Source organism: Streptomyces sp. NPDC043685 (assembly GCF_056436585.1).
In genome coordinates, this window is the sequence record NZ_JBWKCH010000001.1 from 962,789 (window position 1) to 981,041 (window position 18,253).

The 18,253-nt window shown below is 70.2% G+C and carries 21 protein-coding genes; 13 read left to right on the top strand and 8 right to left on the bottom strand.

Annotated elements, in window-relative coordinates; all coding sequences use genetic code 11:
* Positions 1-79 precede the first annotated feature (79 nt).
* Complete coding sequence (mce, locus tag AC0665_RS04530) at positions 80-520, bottom strand: methylmalonyl-CoA epimerase (protein ID WP_363117320.1); 441 nt, start codon at positions 518-520, stop codon at positions 80-82.
* 148 nt (positions 521-668) lie between these two features.
* On the opposite strand from mce, the gene AC0665_RS04535 reads away from it, so the two are divergent.
* The gene (locus AC0665_RS04535; RefSeq protein ID WP_468414787.1) at positions 669-1,868 is read left to right on the top strand and encodes an acetyl-CoA C-acetyltransferase; all 1,200 of its coding nucleotides are present in this window, start codon (positions 669-671) and stop codon (positions 1,866-1,868) included.
* A gap of 34 nt (positions 1,869-1,902) precedes the next feature.
* A complete protein-coding gene (meaB, locus tag AC0665_RS04540; protein ID WP_366052457.1) occupies positions 1,903-2,859 on the top strand; it encodes a methylmalonyl Co-A mutase-associated GTPase MeaB in 957 nt (318 codons plus the stop codon).
* 32 nt (positions 2,860-2,891) lie between these two features.
* Here meaB and AC0665_RS04545 read toward each other — a convergent pair whose 3' ends face one another.
* Positions 2,892-3,866, bottom strand: a complete 975-nt coding sequence (locus AC0665_RS04545) for a GNAT family N-acetyltransferase (protein ID WP_478704404.1) — start codon at positions 3,864-3,866, stop codon at positions 2,892-2,894.
* A 121-nt stretch (positions 3,867-3,987) separates the two neighbouring features.
* The gene (locus AC0665_RS04550; RefSeq protein WP_478610031.1) at positions 3,988-4,611 is read right to left on the bottom strand and encodes a PepSY domain-containing protein; all 624 of its coding nucleotides are present in this window, start codon (positions 4,609-4,611) and stop codon (positions 3,988-3,990) included.
* 115 nt (positions 4,612-4,726) lie between these two features.
* Here AC0665_RS04550 and AC0665_RS04555 point away from each other — a divergent pair, with 115 nt between their 5' ends.
* Positions 4,727-5,392 (top strand): response regulator transcription factor, encoded by a 666-nt coding sequence (locus tag AC0665_RS04555; protein ID WP_468414784.1) that lies wholly within the window; start codon positions 4,727-4,729, stop codon positions 5,390-5,392.
* On the top strand, positions 5,389-6,813 hold the full coding sequence (locus AC0665_RS04560; RefSeq protein WP_478704405.1) for a sensor histidine kinase: 1,425 nt from the start codon (positions 5,389-5,391) through the stop codon (positions 6,811-6,813). The genes AC0665_RS04555 and AC0665_RS04560 overlap by 4 nt, the downstream gene beginning before the upstream one ends.
* Positions 6,814-6,826: 13 nt before the next feature.
* On the opposite strand, the gene AC0665_RS04565 is transcribed toward AC0665_RS04560, so the two are convergent.
* The 4 genes from AC0665_RS04565 to AC0665_RS04580 all read right to left on the bottom strand — a co-directional run bounded on the left by AC0665_RS04565 (position 6,827) and on the right by AC0665_RS04580 (position 9,501).
* Positions 6,827-7,303, bottom strand: coding sequence for a MarR family winged helix-turn-helix transcriptional regulator (locus AC0665_RS04565; protein ID WP_363117327.1), 477 nt, complete (start codon positions 7,301-7,303; stop codon positions 6,827-6,829).
* Positions 7,304-7,419: 116 nt separating this feature from the next.
* The gene (locus tag AC0665_RS04570; RefSeq protein WP_478704406.1) at positions 7,420-8,220 is read right to left on the bottom strand and encodes an AIM24 family protein; all 801 of its coding nucleotides are present in this window, start codon (positions 8,218-8,220) and stop codon (positions 7,420-7,422) included.
* Positions 8,217-8,867, bottom strand: a complete 651-nt coding sequence (locus AC0665_RS04575; protein WP_478704407.1) for an AIM24 family protein — start codon at positions 8,865-8,867, stop codon at positions 8,217-8,219. Before AC0665_RS04575 ends, AC0665_RS04570 begins: the two co-directional genes overlap by 4 nt.
* Before the next feature lies 1 nt (position 8,868).
* Positions 8,869-9,501, bottom strand: a complete 633-nt coding sequence (locus tag AC0665_RS04580; RefSeq protein ID WP_031105041.1) for an AIM24 family protein — start codon at positions 9,499-9,501, stop codon at positions 8,869-8,871.
* Between the two features lie 169 nt (positions 9,502-9,670).
* On the opposite strand from AC0665_RS04580, the gene AC0665_RS04585 reads away from it, so the two are divergent.
* The 5 genes from AC0665_RS04585 (at position 9,671) to AC0665_RS04605 (ending at position 13,086) form a co-directional block, all read left to right on the top strand.
* Positions 9,671-10,015 (top strand): DUF3817 domain-containing protein, encoded by a 345-nt coding sequence (locus tag AC0665_RS04585; RefSeq protein WP_468414780.1) that lies wholly within the window; start codon positions 9,671-9,673, stop codon positions 10,013-10,015.
* On the top strand, positions 10,012-10,305 hold the full coding sequence (locus AC0665_RS04590) for an MTH1187 family thiamine-binding protein (RefSeq protein ID WP_030854324.1): 294 nt from the start codon (positions 10,012-10,014) through the stop codon (positions 10,303-10,305). The genes AC0665_RS04585 and AC0665_RS04590 overlap by 4 nt, the downstream gene beginning before the upstream one ends.
* A 70-nt stretch (positions 10,306-10,375) precedes the next feature.
* Complete coding sequence (locus tag AC0665_RS04595; protein WP_363118322.1) at positions 10,376-10,885, top strand: MarR family winged helix-turn-helix transcriptional regulator; 510 nt, start codon at positions 10,376-10,378, stop codon at positions 10,883-10,885.
* A 43-nt stretch (positions 10,886-10,928) separates the two neighbouring features.
* Positions 10,929-11,267, top strand: coding sequence for a DUF3817 domain-containing protein (locus tag AC0665_RS04600; protein WP_363118321.1), 339 nt, complete (start codon positions 10,929-10,931; stop codon positions 11,265-11,267).
* Positions 11,268-11,385: 118 nt separating this feature from the next.
* On the top strand, positions 11,386-13,086 hold the full coding sequence (locus AC0665_RS04605; protein WP_468414778.1) for a coenzyme B12-dependent isobutyryl-CoA mutase large subunit: 1,701 nt from the start codon (positions 11,386-11,388) through the stop codon (positions 13,084-13,086).
* Between the two features lies 1 nt (position 13,087).
* Here AC0665_RS04605 and AC0665_RS04610 read toward each other — a convergent pair whose 3' ends face one another.
* Positions 13,088-13,699 (bottom strand): TetR/AcrR family transcriptional regulator, encoded by a 612-nt coding sequence (locus AC0665_RS04610; RefSeq protein WP_363118319.1) that lies wholly within the window; start codon positions 13,697-13,699, stop codon positions 13,088-13,090.
* 234 nt (positions 13,700-13,933) lie between these two features.
* Here AC0665_RS04610 and AC0665_RS04615 point away from each other — a divergent pair, with 234 nt between their 5' ends.
* From AC0665_RS04615 to AC0665_RS04630, 4 genes are all read left to right on the top strand, one after another.
* Complete coding sequence (locus AC0665_RS04615; RefSeq protein WP_478704408.1) at positions 13,934-14,908, top strand: tetratricopeptide repeat protein; 975 nt, start codon at positions 13,934-13,936, stop codon at positions 14,906-14,908.
* A 621-nt stretch (positions 14,909-15,529) separates the two neighbouring features.
* Positions 15,530-16,162: a DUF6230 family protein gene (locus AC0665_RS04620; RefSeq protein ID WP_362245388.1), complete on the top strand. Its 633-nt coding sequence runs from the start codon at positions 15,530-15,532 to the stop codon at positions 16,160-16,162.
* 118 nt (positions 16,163-16,280) lie between these two features.
* On the top strand, positions 16,281-16,844 hold the full coding sequence (locus tag AC0665_RS04625) for a DUF6114 domain-containing protein (protein WP_478610034.1): 564 nt from the start codon (positions 16,281-16,283) through the stop codon (positions 16,842-16,844).
* Positions 16,834-18,222, top strand: coding sequence for an ICP22 family protein (locus AC0665_RS04630; protein WP_478704409.1), 1,389 nt, complete (start codon positions 16,834-16,836; stop codon positions 18,220-18,222). Before AC0665_RS04625 ends, AC0665_RS04630 begins: the two co-directional genes overlap by 11 nt.
* Positions 18,223-18,253: the final 31 nt, after the last annotated feature.

Genomic DNA, 18,253 nt, shown 5'->3' on the forward strand with positions numbered 1-18,253 from the left:
GCCGTCGCACGGCGGGACCGCGGTCACCCTGCACTGAGCGGCGACCGCCCCCAACCCTACCGGCCCCTATGTACGAGGGTCAGTGCTCAGGTGACTCAACAGCCGCCGAAGTGACCAGTTCTGTCAGTACGCCATGGCAGTCCTTGGGGTGCAGGAAGGTGATCCGTGACCCCATGGAACCGACTCGCGGCTCTTCGTAGAGCACGCGGACGCCCTTGCCCTTGATGTCCGCCGCGTCCGCGTCGACGTCCGCCGTGCCGAAGGCGATGTGGTGGACGCCCTCCCCGTTCTTCGCCAGCCACTTCGCGACGGTGGAGTCCTCCCGGGTCGGCTCCAGCAGCTGCAAGTAGGTGGCGCCGCCGTCGGACGTCTCGTTGATCTTGAGCATGGCCTCGCGCACGCCCTGCTCCTCGTTGACCTCGGAGTGGAACACCTCGAAGCCGTAGGTGGCACGGTAGAACTCGACGGTCTTGTCGAGGTCGAAACAGGCGATTCCGATGTGGTCGATTCGCGTCAGCATGGACTCAGTGCAGCGCCCCGGAGGTGGTTACGCAACGTGCGCGCGATCACACCGACGGCCCGATGACGGGGTGGAGTACCGGTCAGTACATTCGAAGTAAACCCTCGTTCACTCCTCGGCTGTGCAGCCGGTAAGGGGATCGCAGCTCATGTCTTCTGCCACGACCAGTTCGGTGATCGTCTCGGGCGCTCGTACGCCCATGGGGCGGTTGCTCGGATCGCTGAAGTCCTTCTCCGGAGCCGATCTCGGCGGCTTCGCGATCAAGGCCGCCCTCGACCGTGCGGGGATCGGCGGCGACCAGGTGCAGTATGTGATCATGGGCCAGGTGCTCCAGGCCGGGGCGGGGCAGATCCCCGCCCGCCAGGCCGCGGTCAAGGCCGGCATCCCGATGAACGTGCCGGCGCTGACCATCAACAAGGTGTGTCTGTCGGGCCTCGACGCCATCGCGCTCGCCGACCAGCTCATCCGTGCGGGTGAGTTCGACGTGGTCGTCGCCGGTGGCCAGGAGTCCATGACCAACGCCCCGCACCTGCTGCCGAAGTCCCGCGAGGGCTACAAGTACGGTGCGATCCAGATGCTCGACTCGATGGCCCACGACGGCCTGACCGACTCCTTCGACGGTGTCGCCATGGGCGAGTCGACCGAGAAGCACAACACGCGCCTGGGCATCGGCCGGGCCGAGCAGGACGAGATCGCCGCGCTGTCGCACCAGCGGGCCGCCGCCGCGCAGAAGAACGGCCTGTTCGAGGCCGAGATCACGCCCGTCGAGATCCCGCAGCGCAAGGGCGACCCGGTGCTGTTCAGCAAGGACGAGGGCATCCGCGGCGACACCACCGCCGAGTCCCTGGGCAAGCTGCGCCCGGCCTTCGCCAAGGACGGCACGATCACGGCCGGTTCCGCCTCGCAGATCTCCGACGGTGCCGCCGCCGTCGTCGTGATGAGCAAGGCCAAGGCGCAGGAGCTCGGCCTGGAGTGGATCGCCGAGATCGGGGCGCACGGCAACGTGGCCGGGCCGGACAACTCGCTCCAGTCGCAGCCGTCCAACGCGATCCTGCACGCGCTGAAGAAGGAGGGCCTGGAGGTCTCGGACCTCGACCTCATCGAGATCAACGAGGCCTTCGCGGCCGTGGCCGTGCAGTCCATGAAGGACCTCGGCGTGTCCACCGAAAAGGTGAATGTCAACGGTGGTGCCATTGCCCTGGGTCACCCGATCGGGATGTCCGGTGCGCGGCTCGTGCTGCATCTCGCGCTGGAGCTGAAGCGGCGCGGCGGTGGCGTCGGCGCGGCCGCGCTGTGCGGTGGCGGCGGGCAGGGTGACGCGCTGATCGTGCGCGTGCCCAAGGCCTGAGTTTCGGTACGTCCCTGATCTGAACGGAGCTGTGATGCAGGACGTCTCCACGCTGGTGGCCCAGGCCCGGGAAGGCCGGCCCCGGGCCGTGGCCCGGCTGATCTCCCTGGTGGAGGGGGCGTCCCCGCAGCTGCGGGAGGTCATGGAGGCGCTCGCGCCCCTGACGGGCGGGGCGTACGTGGTGGGGCTGACCGGGTCGCCGGGCGTCGGCAAGTCGACGTCGACCTCGGCGCTGGTCAGCGCCTACCGCAAGCAGGGCAAGCGGGTCGGCGTGCTCGCCGTCGACCCGTCGTCCCCGTTCTCCGGCGGTGCGCTGCTCGGGGACCGGGTGCGGATGTCGGAGCACGCGTCCGACCCGGGCGTGTACATCAGGTCCATGGCCACGCGCGGGCACCTGGGCGGGCTGGCCTGGTCCGCGCCCCAGGCGATCCGCGTCCTGGACGCCGCCGGATGCGACGTGATCCTCGTCGAGACGGTGGGCGTCGGGCAGTCCGAGGTGGAGATCGCCTCGCAGGCGGACACGTCCGTGGTGCTGCTCGCGCCGGGGATGGGCGACGGGATCCAGGCGGCCAAGGCCGGGATCCTGGAGATCGGTGACGTGTACGTCGTGAACAAGGCGGACCGGGACGGGGCCGACGCGACGGCTCGCGAGCTGAACCACATGCTGGGGCTGGGCGAGTCGCGCGGGCCGGGCGACTGGCGCCCGCCGATCGTGAAGACGGTCGCCGCGCGGGGCGAGGGCGTCGAGGAGGTCGTCGAGGCGCTGGAGAAGCACCGGGCCTGGATGGAGGAGCGGGGCGTGCTCGCGGAGCGGCGGCTGTCCCGGGCGTCACGGGAGGTCGAGACGATCGCGGTGACGGCACTGCGGGAGCGGATCGGCGACCTGCACGGGGACCGGCGGCTCGGGGCGCTGGCGGAGCGGATCGTCGCGGGCGAACTGGATCCCTACCGGGCGGCTGACGAACTGGTGGCCGGGTTGACGGAGGGCTGAGGCTGCCGGCGCGCCGTCTCATGGCGGCGGAGTCAGCGCCAGTCGTCGATCACGTAGGCGTCCGGGTGGCTGTAGCCCGGTTCGTTGGGCTTGTGCATGGCCACGCCTTGCAGCCAGGTGCGGAAACCGCGGTCGGCCATGCGCCGGTAGGCGTCCTGGCGGGCCAGGTTCATTCCGGCGTCCAGTTGGCCGAGTCCCTTCTCGGCGGCCAGCCGCTCGCAGGCGTTCAGCAGCCGTTCGAACCGGTCCGCGGCGCCCGGGCCGGGGCGTACGGCGCCGAACTTGACGAAGCACACGTCCTCACCGGCCTCCGACCCGCCTCCGCAGTGGCAGACGGCCAGACCGTCCAGGCCGGAGCCGGCGCCCTCGAGGAGGACGGTGTCGCCGAGCCCCTGTGCCTGGGTGGCCGTGATCTCGCGCTCCAGGCTCAGGCCCTCGTACACGGCCTCCGTCAGTGCGCGGCCGAGGCTCAGCGCTTCGGGCCGCTCAGCGGCGGTCAGCTCGCCGTACAGCACTCGGCCGGGGACTTCGGCAGTGCCGGCGACCTGTTTCTTCATGACGGCCGTGAGGAAGCGGGGCCAGAAACCGTACCGGCGGTAGAGCTCGAGGTGCTTGGCACTGTGCGAGAAGGTGAACAGGCCGAGGTGGCGGTTCCCCCAGGTGTCGAAGCAGGCCATGACCGGCTCCATCAGGCGTCTGCCGATGCCCTGGTCCCACAGGTCAGGACGTACGGTCAGCGGGCCGAAGAACCCGACGCTGCCCCAGTCGGCGGCGAAGTTCGATCCGACGACCTCGCCCTCGACGGTCGCCGCGAAGGCCGCGTGTGGAGCTGCCGCCCACCGGGTGCGCACGTAGTCGGCGGTCCCGAAGAACGTCTCCGGCTCAGGGGCCCCGAGGAAGGTCCCGAACGCGACCCGGAAGATCGCGTCGGCCCGGTCCAGGTCCGGCTCGACCAGCGGGCGGACCGACACCGAGGCGGCGACACTCGTTCGCTTCGCTGCGGGCATGAGCGCTCTCCTTCCGCCCCCGGTTCCATCGCACCACGGACGCGCGCCGCGTGCGAAGCGACCGCGCGACGCCCCGGCGTCAGCACGGACACCGGGGCGGCGGAATGCGCGTGAGGGCGGATCAGTCCTGGTCGTCGTCCTGATCGTCGTCGTCCTGGGCGTCCGCACGGTCCGCCGTGACCTTGCCCGACGTGAGGTCGATCTTCCAGTCCTGCTCGGCTCCGCCGGACGTGCGCGTCTCGGCCTCCCAGGACTTGTCCTTGCCGTCCTCGTCGAGGTCGACGGAGGTCACCACGCCCTTGCCGGCGGCGGCCTTCGCGGCCTCCTCAGCCGTCACGGAGGAGCCCTTCAGAGCCGCACGCACCCGCGCCGTGTCGTCCTCGTCGTCCGCCTGCGCACCGAGGACCCTGCCGCTCGACGGGTCGACGCTCACGCTGTGCCAGGTGTCGTCGCCGGACAGGACGTCGACCTTCCAGACCACCTTGTCGCCGTCGTCCTCGTCGTCCAGCTCGGCGGAGACGGCCGTACCCGACGTGTGCTTCAGCGCGGAGGCGATCGCCTCGGTCGCGGTGACCTTCGAAGAGGCCGCCCGGGCGTCGTCGCGGCCGTCGTCGTCCGACACCCGCGTGTTCACCGCCTGCCGCGCCGACCCCTCGTCGTCCGACGTGGTCGCGAGGGCCGTGGCCGTACCGCCTCCGATCAGAGCGGCGGCGGTCACAGCGGCGATCACGATGTTGCGCTTCATGCGGTTCCTCCCGAGTCGTTTCGTTTTCGACGTCTTCGACTCTGGACGACGGAGGCTGAGAGGAACCTGAAGCCCCCTGAAAGGATCTTCAGGTTGCCTTTGCCACTCTTTACGCATGCGCCTGTTGATCGTGGAGGACGAGAAGCGGCTGGCCCTGTCGCTCGCCAGGGGCCTGACGGCCGAGGGGTACGCCGTGGACGTCGTCCACGACGGACGGGAGGGGCTGCACCGGGCCTCGGAGGGCACCTACGACCTGGTCGTCCTCGACATCATGCTGCCGGGCCTCAACGGCTACCGGGTCTGTGCCGCCCTGCGCGCCGCCGGGCACGAGGTGCCGATCCTGATGCTGACCGCCAAGGACGGTGAGTACGACGAGGCCGAGGGGCTCGACACGGGTGCGGACGACTATCTGACCAAGCCGTTCTCCTACGTCGTGCTGGTCGCCCGGATCAAGGCGCTGCTGCGTCGGCGCGGGCAGGGCGCGGGGGCCTCGCCGGTGCATGTGCACGGAGACCTGAAGGTCGACACCGCGGCCCGGCGGGTGTTCCTGGGGGAGGACGAGGTCACCCTCACCGCCAAGGAGTTCTCGGTGCTGGAGCAGCTCGTGCTGCGGGCCGGCGAGGTGGTGTCCAAGTCGGAGATCCTGGAGCACGTCTGGGACTTCGCCTACGAGGGTGATCCCAACATCGTCGAGGTGTACGTCAGCACGCTGCGGCGGAAGCTGCGCGCCGGGCTGATCCGGACCGTGCGCGGGGCCGGGTACCGGCTGGAGACGTCGTGAAGCGGCTCTTCGGGTCCGTGCGGGCACGGGCCACGCTGGGAGCGACGCTCGTGGTCGCGGTGGCGCTCGTCGCGGCCGGGGCCGCCGTGCTGCTGTCCCTGCGGTCCAATCTGATGGGCGAGGCCGGTACGCAGGCGGAGCGCTCGGCGCGGGCGGTCGCCGCCGAGCTCGCCGCCGGGACGCCGTACGGCAAGCTCTCGGGCCTGGACGGCGACGACGGGCCGGTGCAGGTCCTGGACGGGCATCGGCGGCTGGTCGCGGCCAGCGACGATCTGGAGCGGATCAGCGGGACCGACAGCGGCCGGGTGAAGCCGCAGCCCGCGGCCGAGCCGTCGGGCGACGACGATTCCGAGGACGGCTCCGACGGCTCCGACGACGCCGACGAGGCCCTCGAACCCGGGGAGATCTCCGGGGAGACCGTCTTCAGCAACGGGTCCGCGACGATCGACGGGGACGCGGAGGACTACCGGTTCGCCGCCGTCGAGGTGGAGACCCACGACCGGGGGCACCTCACGGTCTACGCCGGTTCCCCGCTGGCCGCCGAGCACGGTGCCGTGCGGTCCGCGCTGACGGTGATGCTGATCGGGTTCCCGCTGCTGCTCGGTGTCGTCGCGGGCGTGACCTGGCTGGTCACCCGGCGGGCCCTGCGGCCCGTGGAGGGGATCCGGCGCGAGATGGCCGCGATCACCCACTCCGAGGACCTGGGGCGGCGCGTCCCGGAGCCGGACACGCACGACGAGATCGCCCGGCTGGCCAGCACCACCAACGAGACGCTCGCGGCCCTGGAGACGTCCGTGGAGCGGCAGCGGCGCTTCGTCGCCGACGCCTCCCACGAGCTGCGCAGCCCGATCGCCTCGCTGCGGACGCAGCTGGAGGTGGCCGCCGCGCATCCCGAGCTGCTGGACCTCGACGGGGCCGTGGAGGACACCGTCCGGCTCCAGCGGCTGGCGGCCGATCTGCTGCTGCTCGCCCGGCTGGACGCGGGGGAGCGGCCCGCCGACGCGACGGTCGACCTGGCCGGGCTCGCCCGTGAGGCGGCCGAGGGACGGCGGGGTGTCACGGTGGACGCGGAACCGGTGGAAGTGGCCGGTTCACGCGGGCAGTTGGGGCGGGTGCTCGCCAATCTGCTGGACAACGCCCAGCGGCACGCCCGGTCGCAGGTCACCGTGAGCGTGTGGTGCGAGGACGGCCGGGCCGTGGTCGGCGTGGCGGACGACGGCGACGGCGTGCCCGAGGAGGACCGGGAGCGGATCTTCGAACGGTTCGTACGCCTGGACGCCGCCCGCAGCCGCGACGACGGCGGGGCCGGGCTGGGGCTCGCCATCGCCCGGGACGTCGCCGTGCGGCACGGCGGCACGCTCACCGCCGGACGCGGGCCCGCAGGCGGAGCCCTGTTCGAGCTCCGCCTGCCGCTCGCCTAGCCGGAGGCCGCGGTCACGGGCGTCCGCGCTGTCCGCGCAGGTGCTCCGCGATGGGTTTGAGGGACTTGTCGAGCTCGGTCAGGGACTCGGGGGCGAGCAGGTCGATGAAGTGCCTGCGTACGGATGCCACGTGGTGGGGCGCGACCTTCTGCATCGTCGCCATGCCGTGGTCGGTCAGGACCGCGTAGAGCCCCCGGCGGTCCGACTCGCAGTTCTCCCGCCGGACCAGGTTCGCGTTCTCCATACGCGTGATCTGGTGCGAGAGGCGGCTCTTGGACTGAAGGGTCGCGGAGGCGAGGTCGCTCATCCGCATCCTGTGGTCCTCGGACTCGGAGAGATTCACCAGGATCTCGTAGTCGTTCATTGTCAGGCCGAACGGCTGCAGGTCCTTTTCGAGCTGGTACGTCAACAGCCTGTTGACCTCCAGGTGGGTGCGCCAGGCGCACTGCTCCGCATCGGTCAGCCAGCGGGTGGCCGTCTCGGTCTCCATGAATGAAGTCTACCTAAAAGGTTGAAAGGCGAACTAGTGAGGGGTGGCGTGTGACCGCGTTCACCTGGCGAACAGCAGTGCGCAGGCGTTCGATGTCACACTCCGCAGACTACCGCTCACAGCCCGAAGCGACGCTGGAGGTCCCCCAGCTGTCCGGGAAGACGCGGTACGCCCGACTGCCCCGTCTGGGGGTTGTGCGCCCCGCCGCCCGGCACGCCGGCCTCGTGCGGAACGGCCCCCGTGGCCTGCTCGGCCATCAGGGTCTCGGACGACTGGAGCAGCACCGTCCCGGCGCCCACGAACTCGAACTGGTGCTCCTCGCCGGAGGCCCCGCCGAGGCCCGTCAGTGCACGTAGACCGCCCATGACACCGGCCATGTACCCGTGGTCGTAGTGGTGGCACGGGGAGGGGCAGTCGGCCCAGCCGACCAGGGCCTGGGGGTCCACCCGGATCGGGGGTTCCATGAACACCACCGGCCCGTTGGACGCGGCCACGAACTTTCCGGTTCCGATGAGGGTCAGAAAACCCGGCACGATTGATTGCTTCAGTGCCAGAGTTGGCTGAAAAGCGAGCAGGTTGCCCGAGCGAATGGTCAGGTTGCCATCCTCGAGGTCGTACGAGTTGACGTCGAAGGCCCGGTCGGCGAGGAGCATCTTGCCCGAGCCCTCCGCCACGACCCAGTCGCTCGCGTGCAGAGGCGAATGGAAGGAAGTGCGCACCAGACGGTCCAGCCGGCCGTGTCCGACGCCGTTGAAGCCGATCGATCCGTAGTAGGCGATCATCTTCCCCTTCTGCAGGAACCACTGGCTCCCCTTGAGCTCCACGCAGAAGGTGTACGGGTTGACGTTGTCGTCGGCGGGCAGCGTCGCCGGGTCGAAGACCGCGGGGCCGGCGCCCGGGGTTCCGTAGGTGCTCACAGCTTCTCCTCCGACGCCTGGACGTACACCGCACCGCTGCCGCTGAGCTCCAGCTGGAACGCCTCGCCCGAGCCGCGGCCCACCATGTCCCGCCAGCCCAGCGCGGTCGACAGCCTGTTGCGGACGTCGCCGTGGTGGGCGACGTAGGCCTGCGGGTCGACGTGCACCGGCCGCTGCGGGCTGATCGGGATCTCGATGACGCCGCCGTGGGCCATGACCGCGACGGCCCCCTGCCCCTTCAGGGTGGTCGTGAACAGCCCCTGGCCGCTGACCTGGCCGCGCACCATGCCCATGACGCCGCCCTGCGAGCCCAGGAACATCGTGCCCTGCTGGAGGGTGCCCTCGAAGGCGAGGAGGCGGTCCGCCTCCACGCAGAGCGTGTCGCCGGTGAGGTGGATCACCTGCACGTGGTGCCCGCCGTGCCCGAACAGGACCGTGCCGCTGCCCTCGACGGTCATCATGGGGGTGTCCTCGTTCGCCACCCGGCGGCCGATCATCGACATGATCCCGCCCTGGCCGCCCGCCGTGTTGGGTGTGAAGGACACCTCGCCCTTGTAGGCGAGCATCGCGCCGCGCTGGCTGAACAGCCGCCGGCCGGGCACGACCGTCGCCTCGACCATCTTTCCGTTGATCTCCCGGAAGGCCATCTCACACGTCTCCCGCGATCGTGTTGCGCTCGCTCGGCTGCACGTACACCAGACCGTCCCCCTCGAACCGCATCTGGAAGGCCTCGCCGCCGCCCTCCCCGAGCAGCGTGCGGAACGTCACGCCGGACTGGAAGGACTGCCGCAGGTTGCCCTGGTGCGCCACGTACGCCCCCGGGTCGACGGTCAGCGGGTACTGCGCGCTCACCCGCAGCACCACCGCCGGGCCGTCCGACATGATCGCCGCCTGGCCGTGGCCCTCGACGGTGGTCGTGAACAGCCCGTTGCCCTGCGAGGCGCCGCGCAGGCCGGTGAACTCCGTGCCCGTGCGCAGCCCCCCGTCGGTCGCGAGCAGGTTGCTCGACTCGACGTAGAGCTTGTCGCCCTGGATGCTGACCAGGTTGATCTCGGAGGCGCGGTCCGCGAACCAGCAGGTCCCGCGCCCCTTCACCTCCATCAACGTCATCTGCTCACCGGTCAGCCGCCGGGTCACCATGCCCCGGATGCCCTCGCCGCCACCGCTGAGCTTCTTGAAGGCCATCTCCCCGTCGTACGCGACCATCGAGCCGTTCTTCGCCTTCACGGCATCTCCGGTCATGTCGACGGCGAGCACCTTGCTGCTCTGAAGTCGGAACATCGCCACATACGCGAAGGTATCCGCAGGCCTGGCCCCTCGGACAGGGCCCGTGGGTGGAGAACGCCCCTGAGCGCACCCCTAGGGGCTCGGGGGTCCGGGCGGTTTGCCACAATGGGCCGGACGCTTGTGCGTGCGTTCACAAACCGTTCTCTCCCATCGAAGGTGACCCGTGGACCTCAAGACCGCCACCGCCATCCGCCGCCTCCGCCTGGTCTCGGCCCCCGAAGCCATCTCGTTCCTGCTCCTGCTGGTCTGCTCGGTGCTGAAGCGGACCACGGACTTCAACGCCGTGCCGGTGATGGGGGCGGTGCACGGAGCGCTGTTCGTCCTCTACGTCATCTTCTGGGCGGACGCGTGGAACCGCGCGAAGTGGTCGCTGAAGACCGCCGCCCTGTACTTCGTGCTCTCGGTGCTGCCCGCCGGCGGGTTCTTCGCCGAGCGCCGGCTGCGGCGTGAGGCCGAGGACGCGGTCATCGCCTCCCGCGTCCGCAAGGAAGGCGTGGTGGGCGCATGATCGTCGCCTTTTCCGTGACGCCGCTCGGGGTCGGCGAGGACGTGGGGGAGTACGTCGCCGACGCCGTGCGGGTGGTGCGCGAGTCGGGGCTGCCGAACCGGACCGACGCGATGTTCACCTCCGTCGAAGGAGAGTGGGACGAGGTCATGGACGTCGTCCGGCGCGCCGTGGCCGCGGTCGAACGGCGTGCGCCCCGGGTCTCCCTGGTCCTCAAGGCGGACATCCGCCCCGGTGTGACGGACGGCCTCACCTCCAAGGTGGAGACGGTGGAGCGGCACCTCGCCGAGTAGGTGCGGCACGGGCGGACCGAAGGGCGAGACAGGGCTGACCAGCATGTGACCGGCCGGTAAGGTCGGGTCCGTGCCGAAGCCGCTCAGTCTCTCCTTCGATCCGATCGCGCGTGCCGACGAACGCTGGAAGCAGCGCTGGGGAAACGTGCCGTCCATGGCCGCGATCACCTCGATCATGCGCGCCCAGCAGATCCTGCTCGCCGAGGTGGACGCGGTGGTCAGGCCGTACGGGCTGACGTTCGCGCGCTACGAGGCACTGGTGCTGCTCACCTTCTCCAAGTCCGGCGAGCTGCCGATGTCCAAGATCGGCGAGCGGCTCATGGTGCACCCCACGTCCGTGACGAACACCGTGGACCGGCTGGTCAGGTCGGGTCTGGTCGCCAAGCGGCCCAACCCGAACGACGGCCGCGGCACCCTCGCCAGCATCACCGCCAAGGGCCGCGAGGTGGTCGAGTCGGCCACCCGCGACCTGATGGCGATGGACTTCGGGCTCGGGGTGTACGACGCCGAGGAGTGCGCGGAGATCTTCGCCATGCTGCGGCCCCTGCGCGTCGCCGCGGGTGACTTCGAGGAGGAGTGACCCGGGGCAAGATCTCCCGGAACGGGTCGTTACGCTCGACGGCATGAAGAAGAGCGTGCTGACCCGCTACCGCGTGATGGCCTACGTCACCGGTGTGCTGCTGGTCCTGCTGACCGTCGGCGTCATCGCCAAGTACCTGCTGAAGATGGACGGCGCCGACGACTTCACGCGCGTCGTCGGCATCGCGCACGGCTGGCTGTACGTCGTGTATCTGATCTTCGCCTTCGACCTGGGCTCCAAGGCGAAGTGGCCGGTGGGCAAGCAGCTGTGGGTGCTGCTCGCCGGGACCATTCCGACGGCCGCGTTCTTCGTGGAGCGCAGGATCAGCCACGAGCTGGAGCCCCGGATCGCCGAGGACGCGCCCGCGCCCGCCAAGGCGTGAGAGCGCGCGGGCGACAGCACCGCCGTACGCGCGCGTACGGCGGTCGTTCTCACCCGTTCGCCAGGTCACTCCCGTCAGCCATCGACATTTACTAGGACGTCCAAGTAAATTCGAAGGCATGGACGCTGACGCCATCGAGGAGGGCCGCCGCCGCTGGCAGGCCCGGTACGACGCCGCACGCAAGCGCGAGGCCGACTTCACCACGCTCTCCGGCGACCCCGTGGAGCCGGTCTACGGGCCGCGGCCCGGTGACCGCTACGACGGGTTCGAGCGCATCGGCTGGCCGGGGGAGTACCCCTACACCCGCGGTCTGTACGCGACCGGCTACCGGGGGCGCACCTGGACGATCCGGCAGTTCGCCGGGTTCGGCAACGCCGAGCAGACCAACGAGCGCTACAAGATGATCCTCCGCAACGGCGGAGGCGGGCTCTCGGTCGCCTTCGACATGCCGACCCTCATGGGCCGCGACTCCGACGACCCGCGCGCGCTGGGCGAGGTCGGGCACTGCGGTGTGGCGATCGACTCGGCGGCCGACATGGAGGTCCTGTTCAAGGACATCCCGCTGGGCGACGTCACGACGTCCATGACCATCAGCGGCCCGGCCGTGCCGGTGTTCTGCATGTACCTCGTCGCCGCCGAACGGCAGGGTGTCGACCCGTCCGTCCTCAACGGCACGCTCCAGACGGACATCTTCAAGGAGTACATCGCCCAGAAGGAGTGGCTCTTCCAGCCCGAGCCGCACCTGCGGCTCATCGGCGACCTGATGGAGCACTGCGCGGCCGGCATCCCCGCCTACAAGCCGCTGTCGGTCTCCGGCTACCACATCCGCGAGGCCGGGGCGACGGCCGCCCAGGAGCTGGCCTACACCCTGGCGGACGGCTTCGGCTACGTGGAGCTGGGCCTGTCGCGCGGGCTGGACGTGGACGTCTTCGCCCCCGGCCTGTCCTTCTTCTTCGACGCGCACGTCGACTTCTTCGAGGAGATCGCCAAGTTCCGCGCGGCGCGGCGGATCTGGGCCCGCTGGATGCGGGACGTCTACGGCGCGAAGTCCGAGAAGGCGCAGTGGCTGCGCTTCCACACCCAGACCGCCGGCGTCTCCCTCACCGCGCAGCAGCCCTACAACAACGTCGTACGGACGGCCGTGGAGGCCCTGGCGGCCGTGCTCGGCGGGACGAACTCGCTGCACACCAACGCGCTCGACGAGACCCTGGCCCTGCCGAGCGAGCAGGCGGCCGAGATCGCGCTGCGCACCCAGCAGGTGCTGATGGAGGAGACCGGCGTCGCCAACGTGGCCGACCCGCTGGGCGGTTCCTGGTACGTCGAGCAGCTGACCGACCGCATCGAGGCGGACGCGGAGAAGATCTTCGAGCAGATAAAGGAGCGCGGGCTGCGGGCGCACCCCGACGGCAAGCACCCCATCGGCCCGATCACCTCCGGCATCCTGCGCGGCATCGAGGACGGCTGGTTCACCGGGGAGATCGCCGAGTCGGCGTTCCGGTACCAGCAGGCGCTGGAGAAGGGCGACAAGCGGGTCGTCGGCGTCAACGTCCACACCGGGTCCGTGACCGGGGACCTGGAGATCCTGCGGGTCAGCCACGAGGTGGAGCGCGAGCAGGTCCGGGTGCTGGGCGCACGCAAGGCGGCCCGTGACGACGCCGCGGTGCGCACGGCGCTGGACGCCATGCTGGCCGCCGCCCGCAGCGGGGCCAACATGATCGGGCCGATGCTGGACGCGGTGCGCGCGGAGGCCACGCTGGGCGAGATCTGCGGAGTGCTGCGGGACGAGTGGGGGGTGTACACCGAGCCCGCCGGGTTCTGATTCAGCCGTTCAACCCGTGCAGCAGCACCCTGGTGAAGCCGCGGACCCATTCCTCGTCCGCCGGTTCCGCGCTCACCAGGGTGCGGTGCACCACCGCCCCCGCCACCATGTCGAAGATCAGGTCCACCGTGCGGGCCGCCGAGGCGGGGTCCGGTTCCGGGGGCAGTTCGCCCCGCTCCTGGGCCCGCGCGCGGCCCTGAAGGACCAGGCGCTTCTGGCGGTCGACGACCGAGGCCCGGATGCGTTCGCGCAGGGCCTCGTCGCGGGTGGACTCCGCCACCACCGCCATCAGGCCGCTCCTGGCCTCCGGGAGCGCCAGGATCGCGGCGAACTGGAGGACCACACCCTCGATGTCGGCGGCCAGGGAGCCGCGGTCGGGGAGTTCCAGCGCGTCGAAGAGTTCCGCCACCGCGTCGACGACCAGTTCGTTCTTGCCCGCCCAGCGGCGGTAGAGCGTGGTTTTCGCAACCCCGGCGCGCATCGCGACGTCTCCCAGGGTGAGCTTGGACCAGCCCAGTTCCACGAGAGCCTCGCGGGTCGCGGCCAGGATCGCGGCGTCCGCCGTGGCGCTGCGCGGGCGCCCGGTGCGGCTGGCTGGGCTGCGGCTCTGCATCGTCCGACCATAAACCGGCGGTTCCTGTGTGGGCCGTGAGGGAGATCACCGGGGGGTGGTGTCCCGGAGGCGCGGTGTGGCATTACGCTACGACTCGTAGCGAAAGCCCGTGATGGACGTACACGGGCTTCTGCACACCGGCGTGGGGTGGGGACCCGGCGCCAAAGGCACCTGACCGGCCTGGCTTTCACACGGTTTTTCACACGCGCGCGCAGTACGGGGGAGGATAGACGCATGCAGCCACGGAACATGTCCATGAGCGGAGTCGTCGACCTCGCCGCGGTGAAGGCGGCCCAGGAGGCCAAGGCGAAGGCGGAGCAGGCGCGCGCGCAAGCAGCCCGGGAGGGCGGGACGGGGGCGATCTCCCCGGCCGATCTCGTCATCGACGTCGACGAGACGGGGTTCGAGAGGGACGTCCTGCAGCGTTCCGCCGAGGTGCCCGTCGTCATCGACTTCTGGGCCGAGTGGTGTGAGCCCTGCAAGCAGCTCAGCCCGGTCCTGGAGCGGCTGACCGTCGAGTACAACGGCCGCATCCTGCTCGCCAAGATCGACGTCGACGCCAACCAGATGCTGATGCAGCAGTTCGGCATCCAGGGAATCCCGGCGGTGTTCGCGGTCGTCGCGGGCCAGGCGCTGCCGCTCTTCCAGGGAGCGGCGGGCGAGGCGCAGATCCGCCAGACGCTGGACCAGCTGGTGCAGGTCGGCGAGCAGCGCTTCGGCCTGACCGGTCTCACCGTCGACCCCGAGGCCGAGCCGGGGGGAGCCGTGTCGGCCCCCGAGCGTCCGGCCGGTCCGCACGACGGGCTCCTCGAGGCCGCCGTGCAGGCGCTGGACTCGGGCGACCTGTCCGGCGCCGTCCAGGCGTACAAGAACGTGCTCAACGAGGACCCGGGCAACGAGGAGGCCAAACTGGGTCTCGCGCAGGCCGAGTTGCTCCAGCGCGTGCAGGGCGTCGACCCGCAGCAGGTGCGCCGGGACGCGGCCGACAAGCCGGCCGATGTGCAGGCGCAGATCGCCGCCGCCGACCTGGATCTGGTGGGCGGCCATGTGGAGGACGCGTTCGGCCGGCTCATCGAGACCGTGCAGCGCACGGTGGGTGACGACCGGGACACCGTACGGGTGCGGCTGCTGGAGCTGTTCGAGGTCGTCGGACCCGACGATCCGCGCGTGATCGCGGCCCGCAGGGCGTTGGCCCGAGCCCTGTTCTGACCAGTCCTTAAACGCGCGGGCCTGTGGTGCCCGCGTGAAAAGTTTGCCCACGGAGCGTCACTGCGGCCGCGTTTTACCAAAACTTGGTAAACGCGGCCGCTGTTACTACCAGTAAGTCGCGGGCGTTGATCTGTCGGATTCTGTCCAGCGATCAACAGCTTTGTACCGCCGTCCGGCACCACCCTGAGTCGCCGTCCGAGACCGATGGGTCGTTGTTCGGTTATCCGGCCGTTACTAGCGAGTAACGAACCCCCTTGTGCGGGCGGCGAGAATGCACCACGATCGGCCACGCTCGGTCCATTCCCGTACCCCGGCAGCCGGTTGGGTCGCGGGACATCCTGGGTCCCCACCGAGCAGAGCCGGCGGCAGTGGCGCCGGCTCTTGGACAGGGGGGTCTTCGCCCTTCCGGCGAAGCCTGTCCAGCAGGGTTGTGCGTGATGCGTGTCAGGCGCGACCAGTGGTTGTCGCTCGGGGGTGATCGCCGGTGATTCGGGCGCAGTTGCGCCGCCGAGTGCAGGCGCTCTCCTTCCCGAGGACGTAGCACTTCTCCCATCCCTGCCCGGCCGACCTCGAACTCGAGGCTGGTCAGGACAGGAGATGTACGTCCGAGAAGGAGGAAATATGGAGTCCCAGGTGCGTGGCGGGACCAGATGGAAGCGGTTCGCTGTGGTCATGGTGCCCAGCGTCGCCGCCACGGCTGCGATAGGTGTCGCCCTCGCGCAGGGCGCTCTCGCCGCGTCGTTCAGTGTCTCCGGGCAGTCGTTCAAGGTCACGACCGACCAGCTCGTCGGAGAGGGCTTCTCGCAGTACGGCGCCCTCGACGAGGGATACACGATGGACGGCAAGAAGGCCGTCCACCCGGTCGCGGTCTCGTCGTTCAAGTCGGCGACGATCAAGAACCTGTGTCAGTCGGTCGTCACCCCGAACATTCCGGTGCTCGGGAACGTCAGCCTGATCCTGCGTGCCGGTCAGGGGGCGAAGCCGGTCGAGGCGCAGAACCTCTACATCGACGTCGCCGACCTCAGTGCCGACGCGACGTTCGAGAACATCGACATCGGTGTGGCCGCCAAGGACGCCAACAAGGGTCCGGCCATGCGGAAGGGCGAGTCGGCGAACCCGTACGGCTTCGCCCAGCAGGCCGACCGGGCGACCCTGACCGACGTGAAGCAGACGGCGTGGGCGACCACCGCCGGAACCTTCAAGCTCAGCGGCCTGAAGATGTCGCTGTCGACAGGTGTCAAGGAGTGCTACTAAGCACTCGCTGACGGGCGGGGGAGCCGGTGGCGCCCCCGCCCGTCCACCTTCCGGCCGCGCTTTCACGCGGGGCCCACATCACCACCACAGCAACGCTGTACCAGGGAGCTGTTTTTCCATGAGCGCCGAGACTCCTGCCGCCACCGGCCAGTTCACCGTCCGAAGGCAGCAGTTCCGCGCCTGGCGGGGTGAGCGGCCGTTCTGGGCCGGGCTGTTGGTCCTCCTCAGCGGACTGCCCATCGCCTACTTCCCGTACGCGAACCTCCAGATCGGTCACCTGACGCTGGCGATGGCGACCACCGCGGGTGCCGGGTCCCTGATCATCGGCGTGCTGCTCGTCGTACTGGGCGTGAGCCTGTGGTTCCAGAAGCACGTCCGCGTCTTCGCGGGAGTCGCGGCGATCCTGCTGGCGCTGGTGTCCATCCCCGTGTCCAACCTCGGTGGCTTCCTCGTCGGCTTCCTCCTCGCCCTCGTGGGCGGGGCGATGGCCGTGGCCTGGGCGCCGGGAGCACGGCCCGCGGGCCAGTCCGCCGTCATGGCCAGCACCGGCACGGGCGGAACTCCCGAGGCCACCGACCACGCCACCACGATGCTGAAGACCGTGGACGGGGTGGACGGGCCGAACGATCTGTCAGGAACGAACCCGGCCAACGGGGCGAACGGGAGGCACAGTGCCGGCTGACGAGGTGACCCACGGGGTCGATGTGGGGGCGTCCCGTGTGAGAACCGGGCCGCGCCACGCGGCGCCCAAGAAGCCGCTGTTCACCAGGTTCAGCAGGCCGACCGGCAAGGCGATAGCCATGGCGGCGATGCCGACGGCGGTGCTCATGGGAATGGGCTTCACGTCGACGCTCGCCATCGCCGACAGCGACACCCCGGCCGCGCCGACGTCGAAGAGCCTGACGGCCGACGAGTACAAGGACTGCGTGGCGGCCCTGGAGGACGCCGGCAAGGACTCCGGCGAGGAGGCCAAGGGCGAGGACTCCGCCTCGCCCACACCGTCCCCCTCGGCGAGCGACGGCGCGACGGACGAGAAGGACGACCAGGGCGGCACCGCCCCCGAGCCGTCCCCCTCGGGTGGCACGGAGACGGACAACGGCGGTGCCCCTTCGTCGGATTCAGGTTCCGACGACAAGGCCGAGCCGAAGCCGTCCCCGTCCACGAGCGCGCCCGCCGCGAGCGGCGACGACACGGCCGCGACGCCGTCCCCCTCGCCGTCCGAGAGCGACGGCAACGTGCTGGAGGACATCGGCGACGCGATCGGCGGCATCCTCGAGGGCGGGAAGAAGGACGAGGCGAGCCCCGCTCCGACCCCGTCCGCCTCGGCGTCGCAGACCGCCGAGAAGCCCGCCGAGGACACCTCCGGCGCCGGGCAGGACGGCACCGGCAAGGCCACGGACCCGGTCGAGGACGCCGCCAAGGACACCGCCGACAAGGCGTCCGGCACGGTGGAGGACGCCGGCAAGACGGTGGAGGAGGGCACCAAGGCCGTGGAGAAGGCGGCCGAGGAGAGCGCGGAGAAGGCGGCGGAGGCCACCGCCTCGCCCAGCCCGTCCCCGAGCGCGAGCGCCACCACGGACCCCGACGAATGCCCGGCCGCCACCGACGCCGAGGGCGGTGTCGACAACAGGCTGCCGCTGCCCGACGACCCCTGGTACCTCAACGCCAGCTCGCTGACGCTGAAGGGCGCCGACTACAAGGGCGTCGTCGAGGTGCGCACCGCCAACGGCACCGTGAAGAAGGTCCTCAAGTACGTCATATCCGGCGGCACCGACATCGGTGACCTCCACCAGACGGTCACGGACAAGCAGTCCGGCAAGACCTACCACGTGCAGGCGGCCAAGGGCTCGACGTCCACGATCCGCGACGGCGACACGGTGATGTACACCGAGAGCATCTCGGGCAACCTGCTCGGGCTGATCCCGATCACGTTCGACCCGGAGCACCCGCCGCCGCTGAACATCCCGCTGATCTACTTCACCAACGTGAAGGTCACCCAGGCCGGCCAGTTCGGCGGCACGCTGCACGTGCCCGGGCTGCACAACTTCATCACCGACTGAGCGCCCCTCACAGCCCTTTCGGGAGCCGCAC

Excerpts from the sequence above, each read along its gene's own strand:
- AC0665_RS04610 (WP_363118319.1), bottom strand. The coding sequence starts at position 13,699 with ATGCAGAGCCGCAGCCCAGCCAGCCGCACCGGGCGCCCGCGCAGCGCC.
- AC0665_RS04605 (WP_468414778.1), top strand. The coding sequence starts at position 11,386 with ATGGACGCTGACGCCATCGAGGAGGGCCGCCGCCGCTGGCAGGCCCGG.
- AC0665_RS04625 (WP_478610034.1), top strand. The coding sequence starts at position 16,281 with ATGAGCGCCGAGACTCCTGCCGCCACCGGCCAGTTCACCGTCCGAAGG.
- AC0665_RS04575 (WP_478704407.1), bottom strand. The coding sequence starts at position 8,867 with ATGGCCTTCCGGGAGATCAACGGAAAGATGGTCGAGGCGACGGTCGTG.
- AC0665_RS04590 (WP_030854324.1), top strand. The coding sequence starts at position 10,012 with ATGATCGTCGCCTTTTCCGTGACGCCGCTCGGGGTCGGCGAGGACGTG.
- AC0665_RS04615 (WP_478704408.1), top strand. The coding sequence starts at position 13,934 with ATGCAGCCACGGAACATGTCCATGAGCGGAGTCGTCGACCTCGCCGCG.
- AC0665_RS04620 (WP_362245388.1), top strand. The coding sequence starts at position 15,530 with ATGGAGTCCCAGGTGCGTGGCGGGACCAGATGGAAGCGGTTCGCTGTG.
- AC0665_RS04550 (WP_478610031.1), bottom strand. The coding sequence starts at position 4,611 with ATGAAGCGCAACATCGTGATCGCCGCTGTGACCGCCGCCGCTCTGATC.
- meaB (WP_366052457.1), top strand. The coding sequence starts at position 1,903 with ATGCAGGACGTCTCCACGCTGGTGGCCCAGGCCCGGGAAGGCCGGCCC.
- AC0665_RS04545 (WP_478704404.1), bottom strand. The coding sequence starts at position 3,866 with ATGCCCGCAGCGAAGCGAACGAGTGTCGCCGCCTCGGTGTCGGTCCGC.
- mce (WP_363117320.1), bottom strand. The coding sequence starts at position 520 with ATGCTGACGCGAATCGACCACATCGGAATCGCCTGTTTCGACCTCGAC.
- AC0665_RS04565 (WP_363117327.1), bottom strand. The coding sequence starts at position 7,303 with ATGGAGACCGAGACGGCCACCCGCTGGCTGACCGATGCGGAGCAGTGC.
- AC0665_RS04600 (WP_363118321.1), top strand. The coding sequence starts at position 10,929 with ATGAAGAAGAGCGTGCTGACCCGCTACCGCGTGATGGCCTACGTCACC.
- AC0665_RS04535 (WP_468414787.1), top strand. The coding sequence starts at position 669 with ATGTCTTCTGCCACGACCAGTTCGGTGATCGTCTCGGGCGCTCGTACG.
- AC0665_RS04555 (WP_468414784.1), top strand. The coding sequence starts at position 4,727 with ATGCGCCTGTTGATCGTGGAGGACGAGAAGCGGCTGGCCCTGTCGCTC.
- AC0665_RS04580 (WP_031105041.1), bottom strand. The coding sequence starts at position 9,501 with ATGTTCCGACTTCAGAGCAGCAAGGTGCTCGCCGTCGACATGACCGGA.